The 11,728-nt window shown below is 43.4% G+C and carries 14 protein-coding genes and 1 pseudogene; 3 read left to right on the forward strand and 12 right to left on the reverse strand.

Features of this window, described 5'->3' with window-relative positions:
• Window positions 1-520: 520 nt before the first annotated feature.
• Window positions 521-1,207, forward strand: coding sequence for an ankyrin repeat domain-containing protein (locus I8J30_RS32490; protein ID WP_210664481.1), 687 nt, complete (start codon window positions 521-523; stop codon window positions 1,205-1,207).
• A 94-nt stretch (window positions 1,208-1,301) separates the two neighbouring features.
• Here I8J30_RS32490 and msrA read toward each other — a convergent pair.
• From msrA to I8J30_RS32505, 3 genes and pseudogenes are all read right to left on the reverse strand, one after another.
• A pseudogene (gene msrA / locus I8J30_RS32495) lies at window positions 1,302-1,818 on the reverse strand (peptide-methionine (S)-S-oxide reductase MsrA).
• A gap of 541 nt (window positions 1,819-2,359) precedes the next feature.
• The gene (locus I8J30_RS32500) at window positions 2,360-2,662 is read right to left on the reverse strand and encodes a hypothetical protein (protein ID WP_210664482.1); all 303 of its coding nucleotides are present in this window, start codon (window positions 2,660-2,662) and stop codon (window positions 2,360-2,362) included.
• A gap of 52 nt (window positions 2,663-2,714) precedes the next feature.
• Entirely contained in the window at window positions 2,715-3,317 is a 603-nt protein-coding gene (locus I8J30_RS32505; protein WP_210664483.1) for a mechanosensitive ion channel family protein, read from the reverse strand.
• 241 nt (window positions 3,318-3,558) lie between these two features.
• On the opposite strand from I8J30_RS32505, the gene I8J30_RS32510 reads away from it, so the two are divergent.
• Entirely contained in the window at window positions 3,559-3,813 is a 255-nt protein-coding gene (locus I8J30_RS32510) for a translation initiation factor 2 (RefSeq protein ID WP_210664484.1), read from the forward strand.
• A 66-nt stretch (window positions 3,814-3,879) separates the two neighbouring features.
• Here the strand turns inward: I8J30_RS32510 and I8J30_RS32515 are convergent, their stop codons facing one another.
• The 7 genes from I8J30_RS32515 to I8J30_RS32545 all read right to left on the reverse strand — a co-directional run bounded on the left by I8J30_RS32515 (window position 3,880) and on the right by I8J30_RS32545 (window position 8,840).
• Window positions 3,880-4,518 (reverse strand): carbon-nitrogen hydrolase family protein, encoded by a 639-nt coding sequence (locus I8J30_RS32515; RefSeq protein ID WP_210664485.1) that lies wholly within the window; start codon window positions 4,516-4,518, stop codon window positions 3,880-3,882.
• 53 nt (window positions 4,519-4,571) lie between these two features.
• Window positions 4,572-5,489, reverse strand: a complete 918-nt coding sequence (locus I8J30_RS32520; protein WP_210664486.1) for a phosphotriesterase family protein — start codon at window positions 5,487-5,489, stop codon at window positions 4,572-4,574.
• A 99-nt stretch (window positions 5,490-5,588) separates the two neighbouring features.
• A complete protein-coding gene (locus I8J30_RS32525) occupies window positions 5,589-6,386 on the reverse strand; it encodes a DUF3221 domain-containing protein (RefSeq protein ID WP_210664487.1) in 798 nt (265 codons plus the stop codon).
• Between the two features lie 86 nt (window positions 6,387-6,472).
• On the reverse strand, window positions 6,473-7,003 hold the full coding sequence (locus I8J30_RS32530; RefSeq protein ID WP_210664488.1) for a P-loop nucleotide/nucleoside kinase family protein: 531 nt from the start codon (window positions 7,001-7,003) through the stop codon (window positions 6,473-6,475).
• Window positions 7,004-7,142: 139 nt separating this feature from the next.
• Window positions 7,143-7,430, reverse strand: a complete 288-nt coding sequence (locus I8J30_RS32535) for a hypothetical protein (protein WP_210664489.1) — start codon at window positions 7,428-7,430, stop codon at window positions 7,143-7,145.
• 362 nt (window positions 7,431-7,792) lie between these two features.
• Entirely contained in the window at window positions 7,793-8,323 is a 531-nt protein-coding gene (locus I8J30_RS32540; protein WP_210664490.1) for a hypothetical protein, read from the reverse strand.
• A 19-nt stretch (window positions 8,324-8,342) separates the two neighbouring features.
• Entirely contained in the window at window positions 8,343-8,840 is a 498-nt protein-coding gene (locus I8J30_RS32545) for a DinB family protein (RefSeq protein WP_210664491.1), read from the reverse strand.
• A 158-nt stretch (window positions 8,841-8,998) separates the two neighbouring features.
• On the opposite strand from I8J30_RS32545, the gene I8J30_RS32550 reads away from it, so the two are divergent.
• Complete coding sequence (locus I8J30_RS32550; RefSeq protein WP_210664492.1) at window positions 8,999-9,250, forward strand: hypothetical protein; 252 nt, start codon at window positions 8,999-9,001, stop codon at window positions 9,248-9,250.
• A gap of 47 nt (window positions 9,251-9,297) precedes the next feature.
• Here the strand turns inward: I8J30_RS32550 and I8J30_RS32555 are convergent, their stop codons facing one another.
• Window positions 9,298-10,575, reverse strand: a complete 1,278-nt coding sequence (locus tag I8J30_RS32555) for a glycoside hydrolase family 5 protein (protein ID WP_210664493.1) — start codon at window positions 10,573-10,575, stop codon at window positions 9,298-9,300.
• A 23-nt stretch (window positions 10,576-10,598) separates the two neighbouring features.
• Window positions 10,599-11,135, reverse strand: coding sequence for a GNAT family N-acetyltransferase (locus I8J30_RS32560; protein ID WP_210664494.1), 537 nt, complete (start codon window positions 11,133-11,135; stop codon window positions 10,599-10,601).
• Window positions 11,136-11,728 lie beyond the last annotated feature (593 nt).

Genomic DNA, 11,728 nt, shown 5'->3' on the forward strand with positions numbered 1-11,728 from the left:
GTTAGATGTGACGAAGGAATGAAAGGGCTAAGACCCGTTGAGACATGGGAGCGAGAATCGCTAGGGTAAAGTGGAGACGTGCACATATGGAACAATATGGGTGATGCATCATTCACCTTTATTCCCGAATGCCTAATTCTCCATCCCCCAGCTACCGGCTCCTCCTCCATCCACTTCTCCATACTAACTATTGGATGAAATCCTGCGAATTCATGAGTCTGAGTGAGGAAACTGAATCATTTCGAGGGAGCGCAATAAAAGTGGAAGTAATAATATTGATAAACCAATAAGAGCAAACACTCCAGAGATCATCCTTTGAATATGCATAAGAATGTAAAAATAATCCAAGTTGTGATGTTCACTTCCGGTGGCACCCCCATTTTGGCTCCCATACACGCGTTTATAAATAATACGCGTTTGAACATTCTGGGATGAATAACAAGGATTTGGAGAGTGGACCGTGAATGAATGTAGATATGGACAGAATGTATATCTATCTACGAAGGAGCTACGATGGATCATGAACAAATACATTCGAGCGGTGAAAGCACTTGATGTTGCGGTCATCAAAGAGCTGTTACAAAAAGAGCCAAAGTGGCTGCAATGGTCGGAAGAAGATGGCAAGAATGCGCTCCATTACGTGTGCGGATTGGATATCTCAGATGATCCACGGAAGGTGGATGCGACTCTTCAAATTGTAAAGCTACTCTTAACTAGCGGCATGGACTTAAATGGTGTTCAACGAATTCCGGACGACAGGTGCGGGTTCTTTTCCGCTACCCCGCTCTGGTACGCGTATACACGAGGAAGAAACGAGAAGCTTTATACTTATTTGCTGAACGAAGGTGCGAACCCCAATAACTGCATGTTTGCGATCGCATGGTATAACGATGTCAAAGCAGCCATTCGCTTTAAAGAACACGGTGCTGAAATAGAGGATTCAGTATTCCTTTCAGCGTTCAATTGGAAAAAATTCGAGATCGCAGAATGGTTCTTAAAGAACGGCACAAATGTTGACTATGCCGATTCTGATGGCAATACCGCCCTTCATCAAGCGATACAACGAAAATATAAAATGGACCAAATTGAAATGCTGCTGCAGTTCGGGGCAGATTGCAATCAGGCAAACAAACACGGAATTTCACCGAAAACATTGGCTGGGCAAACCAATCGGACAAAAGTGCTCCGTCTATTTGAAGCACAGTAACCAGAACAAACTGCAGTAGCAACAAAGCAGGCCGCCACTTTCGGCTGAAGGTTTGAAATTCTTTCGGATTTAAGGCGTCATGCGCTTGTACTTACTATTTTAACCCATTTTCTCTAATAAATTGATTACGACCTGAATTTTCACGACTCTCTTTATAATGATTCGGATTTTTTTATGATAGTTTTGATGAAATCCTCGGCTAAATAGAAACGCGAAGCAGGTAAAATTTTCGTTACAATCGGTTGATCAAAACGACCGCTCCGCTCCAAGGCGTGTTTAGATTGAAAAGCCAAATTCATTTGCTGGTCATTATGATAAAATATCGCAGTTGAAAATTGTATTCCTCGATCTTGAAATTGACCATATTCGTCTGTCTGGTAAACCTGCTGCCAATATAGTTCAAGTAACTTTTCATATGGAAAGATCGCCGGATCAAACGTAATTTGTACCGCTTCGAAATGACCAGTCTCTCTCGTATTGACCTCTTCGTTCGTTGGATTTTCAGTCAGGCCGCCGGTGTAACCAGCTACGATACTCGCAATCCCCGACATCTCTTCGAATGGCGTAACCATACACCAGAAACACCCGCCGGCAAAAGTTGCTTGTGGCATGAAATTCCCCACCTTTTATGTTCTCACCGGAAAGCAAATGAAATAGAAGATTTGCCCATTTCTTTCCTTCCGGTAAATAATATAACCAATCAGGAAATGAAATCTTGTGATATTTTGATAATTAATATAAACAAAAGAGCAGCTGCCGCCGGCAAACTGCTCCTTGTTTATTAAACTAACGTATCCGTTAGAGTTGAATGCAACAAACTCAAACTAGCATCAGTTTGTCCTTAGGAGCTAAAGTTCGCACATATCAACCGTAAAGAACCTCACTCATATTCTATGCTGAGCATCATAATATTAAAATAACGTGCTCTGTTACCTAAGGGAGTGAATACATGATATTAATTGCAGCTGGTGTTGTAAGTGCATCCGGTGCGGATTATAGAATCGTCCTGCTCATATTTATAGTGATTCTCATAATAGGAATCATTCAATTATTAGTAAAGAAAAAGTAGTACAGGCTTCCATTATTATCGGGCAGCTTGTTCTACTTTTCTTTTTAAGCTATAGTTCTCGTTAGTTTAAACTCACGAGTTTATCACGAAATAAGTTCTTTATTTACAACGCCTCCACCAACGGTAATTTGATAGCCGTTGAGATCACGAAATGTAAACTCGCTCCAATGATTTGTATAATTCGGATCTCTAATGATGGTTATATTTTTTTCCATAACTTCTTGAGCTATCAAATCAACGGCATTCGTATAACAATATACATCAAAATATTGTTCCTCGTATCTGGAACTGATTGGGTTCACCTCATCTTCTTGTTTAGCTTCAATAAGAATGAGAGTCAGTTTTCCTCTCGAAACATGATGGTGAAGTACCTTACCACCGATCACTTCATATTTGAAGCCTAAATTGGAATAAAACAATCCCGAATCAAAAAAACCGCTAAAAATTAGCGGTTTTCATTCGTATTTTCTCCTTCGAAACTACACTCTTTGAAGTTTCAACTTGCTTCGGCTGAGCATTTGCATAATTTGCAACCTGCGTAATCATGCTGTTTGTTATATAATACATCTCACCATCATTACCTTTAATCTGCGTCGTCCGAAGACCAAGCTCTTCTACCGTTCCCTCAATTGTATTGATTTTTACTTTATCTCCAACTGAAAATTGATCTTCGAATAAAATGAAGAATCCTGTGACTACATCTTTTACCAATCCCTGTGCACCAAACGCCACAGCAAGTCCAACAACTCCTGCTCCTGCTAGGATACCTTTAATATCAATAAAAATTTCTAAAATGGTAATGAGTGCAATAAAATATACCACATAATAAATGACATTTTCACACAGCTTCACCAAAGTCTGTTCTCGACCTTTGCGATATGCTCGTGTTTTAGCTGTTACGATAAAGAACTTGCGCACGAATGCTTTCCCGATTCGAGTCATGATATTCGCCACTATTAAAATAAGAGAAATCTTTAATATTATTCCCCCAAACTCTAGCAGTACTGCTGTATTCCATAAGTTTTCCTGAAACCAATTCATATCTCTCTCTCCTTTCACAAATACAATATATCATAAACTAAATTGGTTAATTGAGAAACGGCAGCCTTATATGAAGTGAACTGCACCCCATTTGTTAGACACGACTAACGATGGAGGTGCAGTTCATTTTTGGCTGCCGCTTCCATGCTGATACATCAAACAAAGAACCCCTTTCCCGTACTAATTGCATATGATACTTTAAGAAATTTCGCTGATCATCGAAGCAGGAAGGAAATGACCAATGGATGAAAATTCAAACGAATTAATAAAAGCCAGAGAAATTCAAATTGCAAAAATTGAATTTATAGCTGCGTCAATTACTGCAATCGGAGATGGTTTATCAGTAATCGCTGCTGGTCTTGCCCTAGAAGCTTTGGAAAACCCCATTGATCAAATGCCAAAACAACAATCGAATCGCTCAAAACAGCTGGACTCTATACAATATAATCTGGATTATTACATTAACGAATTGATACAAATCAGAAATCGCATTTGATCAGATTAGTCATCAGATACATGTTCGTCCTACGTTTTTTCAACTGACGTTCCCGTTAGCTTAACGCTATAGTTTGACATGTTGAGGGAAGGAAACGGTTTTAGTTGCAATATCCAACATGCGGGTTCGTATATCATTTTTTGAAATGAAAATTGGTTTTCCATATTGGTCGAAACAATAGGCAGTGGGGATGGATACATTCCTTCCTCTAAATGAGCCATCACCGTGGCTTGCCCCAATAATCATCGCCTTGTATGTGACAGCTATCTTTTTGGCTTCATTTATCCATTCATCGAATTGTTCTTCGCTGAACATTCCCACACCGATAGGATGAACAATCACGTCAATTCCACTGGTATCTTCGCTCTTTACACCTTGTTTGACCAATTCATCACAAAGTATGTGTCCTATCTTGCATCCCTCTACCGACTTAAAAGTCGTTTGGCTATACTTTATTCGGTCAAGAACAACTTCGCCAGAACGGTCAATAATTATAGCCCTATCTTTAAGGCTTTCGTTCAGCCTCCTATACCCTCCAATAAGTATCATGTTATGTTTCTTTGCTAAACTACATGCTTGTTCCACATTTTCATTCAAATATCCTTCTGGGAAGATCACCGCATCAGCGGAAGAATTATTTTGGAGTTCGATTTCAAGTTGCGCGATGTTCTGCTCAAGTTTTGGTTGGATGATTAGAAAATTCATATTAACCCCCACAAGCTATTCTCAACAGCGTATATCACTACTTCCATCTGTTGCTAGGATCGCATGCTCATAGCTTGAAAGGCATGGCTCGTTACACATTTCTCCAGCCATTGTGGTTCGAGACCACCGGCCGCTGCTACAGGGAAGAAGTCGGTAAATAAGTGATGATACGGACGCAAATTGCCTCCCTGGAACTGTCCTACATTGTACCAGCCGGTATCCTGGGACAACAGCACTCGGTCACCGACCCCACATTCGAGCAGCTGACCAAGCAGATCCACATGCTCCTCATATGTCCCCGGCAAAATAGAGTCGATGGAAATCCAACCTCCTGCCTCCGCAAGCCGTTTGTAAACATCAGTGACTTTGAATGTTTGTGCATGCACCCAAATGAATCGCTCCTGGTCAAAGTGCGCTAGTTTCATAATCTCGTAGGCGTGCAGAGCGATACTATGGCCTATAGTATGACACTGAATCGGCAGGCTGGTTTCCAGTGACGTTCGTATAGCGGCACGGAGGATCTTCAACTGCATCTCGTCGATCGTCGTCCCATCGTTAAGCGCGATTTTGATATAACCCGGATGCACTCCGCTCTCGCCGATGCCGTTCCGCGCTTCCCGAATCCATATGTCGGCCAAATCTCGTTCTGAAATCTCATAAACGAAAGAAGGCAGATAAGGCTTTTTGTAAAATCCGGTGTTCGTGATTAAACGGACGCCGGACAGTTCCGACAGCCGACGCAGAATGTAAGGGTCCCGGCCTAAGTACTCCGGTGCACAGTCCACCATGGTGCTGCATCCGGCTTCCTTCAATTTCAACAAATACGGAAGTACGGACGTGACCACCTCGTTACGGTCATACATCTCCGGTGTAAGCTTCCCTTCCTCTACAAAACCAACGAGCACATGCTCATGTTCCAAAATCCGCCCTGCTTCCTGCGCAGTAATTAAACCTGAAACCGTTCGCAGCAAGAATAGCACCTCTTCTCGTGTGAATCTTTGTATTCACCTCTACAACTAATTTCGCGAAATCATTGAACGATCCTGCCCATGCTTGGGTTCGACCAAACCCTAATTCGAGGCAACGAGCTCGAGTCTGCGGGTTCCCGCCTGCGCCGGGAAGGAATCCTCTACTGCGCCATTGATCCATACTCTCACTTTGCCCTTTTCCTTTAAATCGTCAAAGGTGACTGCGTGCCCGGCGCTGTCTACCAGCTCCGAATGATTGTTGAAGCTAAACCAGTAGCTCGGCTCGGTCTTACCGTCTTCCAGGACTAGAATGCGATGCGACTCATTGTCGATTTTCGAGATTGAGCCGACAACGTCCGGCTTCTCGCTTAACTCCTGAATGTCGTATTCAATCAGAATCGGATCGATCAGCTTCTCGATTTCGGGCTTTGCTTCTGCCTCGCTCGAATCCGGCATCGTAATGGTGATTTTGTTTTTGATCACATCAATGCTTGTCGAGTATAGATTCAGCCTAGCGAACAGATCCTGGTTGCCGAGCTTATCCTGTGCTGCCTGAAGCTCCTCAATCGAATGTGTCACGCGCACCGTCTTGTACGTCCCGGTTTTATACCGGTCCGCCAGCAATCGCTCGCCACTTTCCGTCGGTTTGACGAGATTGATATAGAGCAGCCCATCCTTCAAATAGATATCGCCGTTCGGAATCTGATTGTCTTGGAGAAAGCTGCGGACTTCGCCAGGCTCGCTGAGCGGATCGATGGTCCCGGAACCTTTCACTTCATTGTCGGTAACTTGGACGGTATTATTTGCGTAGCCGCCTTGTACATTGCCGCTTGGCTCCATTTGACGGCCGCAGCCGGTTAACAGGATTACAGCCAGTAAAGTAATGGTCATTCTCTTCATGGGGCACGCTTCCTTTCGGAGTCTTTACACCTTTAACGCACGCATCCGTGCGTTAATTGCTCTCGACGCATGCAAGTGGCTGGAATTTACATTGTTTTAAGTTCAACATGATAACGGGAACTCAATAGAATTTCATCTGCCGTTTCCGTGGGCCGCCTTCCCGTTGTATTGTAACCGAAGCGGATCACGGATGGCGACTGCTCCATTTTGTTCAATAAAAACAATGAACGCTCCAGGGAATCCAGATCCCCTCTAATCGTCAACCTTTCAACAATGGTTTCTTGATCGGCTAGGAGCACCATGTACTTAAGGTCTACGTTCAGGTCGGCTAGTTGTTCGCAGAACAAATCAAATTCATCTTCGACGACAAAATCGATGACGACGCTTATATGATTCCGTATCAAATTTCGCGTTAAAGCTGCAATGTTATCCCAGGTGAGGCGTAATTTTTCTTCCCATGAGAGAGGCAACTCGTCCTTAAGCAGATGAAGCAAACGATCCCCCTCGATAAGCACGCATTGTTCGACTTTGCGTGCCAGTTCTTGCGAAGTCGTGGATTTGCCGACTCCAAGCGGTCCCGAAATCAAGTAAATTACGCTTCTGTTCCGTTGATTCACCCTACACCTCCCTATTAGTTGAACAACTGTGTCGAACTTACTAGGCGATTTTGTTGGTCTAAACGCATTAACGCATCATAGATCACGTCTTCCGAAAAGTTCTTCGCAATGATTTGATTTTTTTGGCATTGTGCGTTTTTTAGAAATAGACTTTCATCGCCCAAGTACACACCCCTACCGCCGCGACGCAAGCCCAAAAAAGACCGTAAACTCTCCGAAACGAAGGATTCGCATTCGCATTTCGTAACATAATCTCGTTTACGATGATAAGGATGACTCCGACAAGCGAATAACCTCCCCAAATTCTAAGCAGCGTAAAAGCTGACTCCCCGGTATCGTTGAATAGAAATGCGATGGCGAGCAACAGCAGCGCGCCGAGTGTTGCGAGCGCTAATAACGCGCGAGTAAAGTATGCAAGCAATTTCATAGTTTCCTCCACAGACAATAAGTCTTTTCATGATAGTTCTAACCATGCGTCTTATTAGCTAAACTTATCCGTTACCTAAATCATTTATTGCCATCTTATGGTTCGCAGCAGTGTCGACCGCGAATCGAATTTTCCTTCCTCCTTTTTCTACATGTTTCATAGACGTTCATTTTATAAAAAATGTTACTTTCGCTAATTGGATATAAGAAGGGGCAGCTGCTATTCCAGTAAGCCAAACTGCCCGTTCAACATAAAGAAGCCGCCAAACGTATCGGCAACTTCGTCATAGGTTTTATTGAGCTGTCGTGGAGGTATGCGCTAAGCTTTAAATCGTACTACCTCCAATTTCCCCATTTTCGCTACTACACGGCTATAAACCGTATTAATCCTAATAGGGCAAAACTGAATAATACCGTGCCGGCACCAATACCTGTAATCGCGCTGTTTGCCACTTGCAGCTTGGGGGATACAATAATGGCCACAATCGAGACGGTAATCATTAGCGCTGCCAGAAGCCATAAGCTGGGATCATCAAATACGCTCTTCAAGCTAATAAAATGAATGCCGACGATAAAAGCGATCCATGGTGCGACGTAGGCTTTGCGCTTCAGTCTGATCAATACAAAGGCACCAGCACCGGACAAAACAAATTCGGCATAAAACGAAATCAAATAGTCGCGAAAGGAGGACGCCTCATTCAAAGCGGACGGCGCATCCCAGTTCTTAACGCTTAAATAGACGCCTGTTAAACACACTAATAACGCAATGCCTGATGCAATGCCAAGATAGATTCGCCAGCTCGCTCTGGGATTTTCTTGTGCCCAGCCAAACCACGCAAAACTAAACACGCCAAATACGGATGCATACATCGCGTAGTCCCTAATGTAATCCATCAAGAGCCACCTCCTTCAACTAATTAAAGTCGATCTGCTTCATTAGCTTTTTCAACAACATCATTTGCCCGATATGGTACGCATTATGGATGCACAAATTTGAAATGACATTCCACCACTGAGCATTAAAGTAGGATGGGATCCTTCTTTCCAGTTTTGACACCTCACAATTCGATATCATGTCTCGCCATTCTAAAAAGCCAACATGTAATCGCAGTTTGGTCTCATTCCAACCTTTTTCATTTATCTTCGTATGATCCAATTCAAACGTCTCATCATTTTCTATCTTATTTTCCTCGACTATATCATCATTAATAAACCTTCTTAGCCACATTTCGTTCCAGAAAATGAGATGGTTCGCGATCTCCCAGACGGAACTTGAGTTACCCTCTGTTTTCCAGATAGCTTCAGCCACCGAGATATCTTCCAGTATCGTTTTAGACGATTTAAACCAGCTTTCATCGTTATGACAAGCTGCCAACTGATCGAGTAAAACTTCCCTCACGCTAGTCATCATTATCACTCCTAAAAAGAAAAATCTCTATTAACAACAATGAAAGAAGAGCTTCATCAATTTTACTCAAAATAGATTAATCGTATTAAATTTGCAATGAGTGTTGTACTGGTGTAACATTCAATAATAAAAGCATCTTTTGAGAAGAGGATAACCTAATCATGGCAAAAGAAAAACCGCTATTCACTGCCAAACAAGAATTAAAGTCAGACCAAGATTTCGAATTAGCGATGATGCATAAAGAACCGGTTGAAGCCTTCCAAGATCGAATGCGTATGAGACCTATTTCGACAATTAAATCTTACAATGATCACTCCGTACAAATTGCCGATGGAACAACCATTGTCCGAGGCTCAAGTAGTTTTTTCACATTAAGTGAAGAGGATAGACTGAAATACACGACAAGTAAATAATAACGTGGAAGGGGACGCGCATTGCGTCTCCTTCTATTTTGTTTAAGCTACAACACAGGAATAAGTGCTTCCAGCAATTCCTTCCGATACTGATTAGCTATCGGGTCATACACGCCGAAGCCCGAGCTAAATTCCCAATAAGCCCAGCTGAAACCTCGCTTCTCCGCTTCCTCCCGCACAAAGGTCGTCCAACGTGCTCGTGAAGACATATCGGCTTTGCTGTACGCACCGAATTCGCCAAGATAGATCGGGCGATTGTGCTCTTTTGCCCAATTGTTCACCTTATCAAAGGCTTCCACGATTGAGTTGGAACCTGCCGGATTCGTTTCCGCCGGATTCGTATTGTAATCTTGGAACCAATCGTCTACCCAGTCCACCTGCTTGGCGGCAGTGCTCGGTTCCACCTTCTGCGCCGGGGGACCCGGCCAGATGACGCCGAGAGTTCCGATCTCCGGCCCTACCCATTCTGCGCCTTGGTGGGTAAAGAGAAAAGGATCGTAATAATGGAACGTAACGATAACGTTGCGTTCGCTAACCGGGATGTCGAGCGACACAAGTTCAGCATAATTGCTCCAGTTGACGGGGCCGATTATGACGGTATGCCACTGATCCTCGCTTCGAATCGTATCGAGCGCTTTCTTCAGCATTTTATTCCATTTTGACCAGGTCAGAGAACCGTTTGGTTCATTGAGCATCTCAAAATACACATTGCCGGGAAGCTCCTTGTACCGTGCCGAGATTTGTTTCCATAGCGCCAGAAAACGAGCCTCTTGCTCAGCTGGATTCAGATAGATCTCATCGAAATTATGCATGTCAAGAACGACGTTCAGCCCCTGCTTCAGTGCCTGGTCGATGACCCAATCAATGCGTTCGAAAAACTCGGCGTCAATAGCGTAAGGAGCTATCCCATCCGCATGCGCCGACCACTTGATCGGAACGCGGACCGTTTCGAAGCCTGCATCCTTGATCGTCTTGAAGTAGCTTTCCTGTAGAATGACTCCCCATTGACCTTCTATCGGCGCCTCAAGCGCGTTGCCAAGATTGACTCCTCTCCCGAGCTGTTTGGCCTGTTGAAATACGTCAAGCGGCGCCGACTGCGGGTCACGCTTCGGCAGCTTCGGTTCCGGCGTAGTCGCGGGCAATTCAACCGGAGCCGGGTCGGGAGAAGGTGTACTCTCTTCCGCTTTGCTGGCCGCCGGCGTGGCATTCTCCGTATTTTTCGCTACTACCTCTTTTCCTAGGTTTTGCTGCGAACCGCCCTTACACCCCGTTGCCAAAACAAACATGAGCAGTAAGACAACGAGCGCAATACTCCATTTTTTCAATGTCACCACCCCCTTGAAGTGATTCATTCTATATCCTTTTCTAAAATGAAGATCACTTCGCTTGAATTATATTTACGTCTTAGTTCTTCTCTTCGTAAAATCCCGCTTTCATAGTCATCTACTCGGACTCTCTCCATTTCCTCTAAATTTGAATCTTTGACTACCAGTTCCGTTGGGTTAAATCCATTTTTCAAATAAAAAGCTTCTACTTTCGGATCGTCCGCTGAACCTACACCAATTGTGCGATAGCTTCTTTTCTTCACAGCTGCTTCAAAGATCCGCAGCATGTTTGTTCCCAGCCCAACTCTAGCATACTGCTTTGTACGATCCAGATTAACCGCGATCCCATTCAAATTCATGACTGCATCATTTCTCTTTGACGGACTTCCATAGCAAATACCAACCACTTCACTACCATCCACTGTTACGAAGTATAAGTCCGGATCACTGTTCACCCGTTGCATAAAATCCTCAAAGTTCTCTATATCCAAATACTCGCACTGAAATGCATGCGCTTGTTCATAATCACTTTCCTCGATTAATCGTATCTCCTTCTCCACCAGGCAGCCCTCCGTATTGATAATTTGTTGCATACCCCATTCGAATTCGACCTGCAATAACTTATAGTGAAAAACCTAAGCACTGATATTGATGGGTCTGCTTAAATCCCAGTCGGAGACCTCGAGACAATTCAAACATAACTTGTACCGCCTTTACATTCAGTAGTCTCGTACAATTTAGACTTAGGGATATTTTACCATGTTTATGGGCGTAAATGATGGCTATAGCCAAACAATCGTGCCCTATAATTGAATAGACATTTCTGATAGAATTCGACTGCATGAGGATAAGAGATCAATACTTTAGTTTTATACCCATTATATCTGTCAAGCATAATGTTCATTAACTCTCTACCTTGTTGTTCTATTTGCTTCTATTTCAATGTACCTGTTAAGAAATGTATACAAAATGGATTAACTGAATAAGAACTTGTGTTCATCTACACTACATTAGATAATTCAAACACGTTAGAATTCCTGTAAAACGAATAATTTGGCGTTTGAACAAAAACGAGCGCCTCGGTACGATGGGGTTACGCACGAGGTCAAAAGCCTCAAAAAGCCCATCAGGAGGTCGCTCTACTATGAAGTTT

It is taken from the genome of Paenibacillus lignilyticus (assembly GCF_017942085.1).
Taxonomy (GTDB): domain Bacteria; phylum Bacillota; class Bacilli; order Paenibacillales; family Paenibacillaceae; genus Paenibacillus_Z; species Paenibacillus_Z lignilyticus.

Bases quoted from the DNA above. Each gene is read 5' to 3' on its own strand.
- I8J30_RS32490 (WP_210664481.1), top strand. From the start codon at position 521: ATGAACAAATACATTCGAGCGGTGAAAGCACTTGATGTTGCGGTCATC.
- I8J30_RS32505 (WP_210664483.1), bottom strand. From the start codon at position 3,317: ATGAATTGGTTTCAGGAAAACTTATGGAATACAGCAGTACTGCTAGAG.
- I8J30_RS32510 (WP_210664484.1), top strand. From the start codon at position 3,559: ATGGATGAAAATTCAAACGAATTAATAAAAGCCAGAGAAATTCAAATT.
- I8J30_RS32515 (WP_210664485.1), bottom strand. From the start codon at position 4,518: ATGAATTTTCTAATCATCCAACCAAAACTTGAGCAGAACATCGCGCAA.
- I8J30_RS32525 (WP_210664487.1), bottom strand. From the start codon at position 6,386: ATGAAGAGAATGACCATTACTTTACTGGCTGTAATCCTGTTAACCGGC.
- I8J30_RS32535 (WP_210664489.1), bottom strand. From the start codon at position 7,430: ATGAAATTGCTTGCATACTTTACTCGCGCGTTATTAGCGCTCGCAACA.
- I8J30_RS32540 (WP_210664490.1), bottom strand. From the start codon at position 8,323: ATGGATTACATTAGGGACTACGCGATGTATGCATCCGTATTTGGCGTG.
- I8J30_RS32545 (WP_210664491.1), bottom strand. From the start codon at position 8,840: ATGATGACTAGCGTGAGGGAAGTTTTACTCGATCAGTTGGCAGCTTGT.
- I8J30_RS32550 (WP_210664492.1), top strand. From the start codon at position 8,999: ATGGCAAAAGAAAAACCGCTATTCACTGCCAAACAAGAATTAAAGTCA.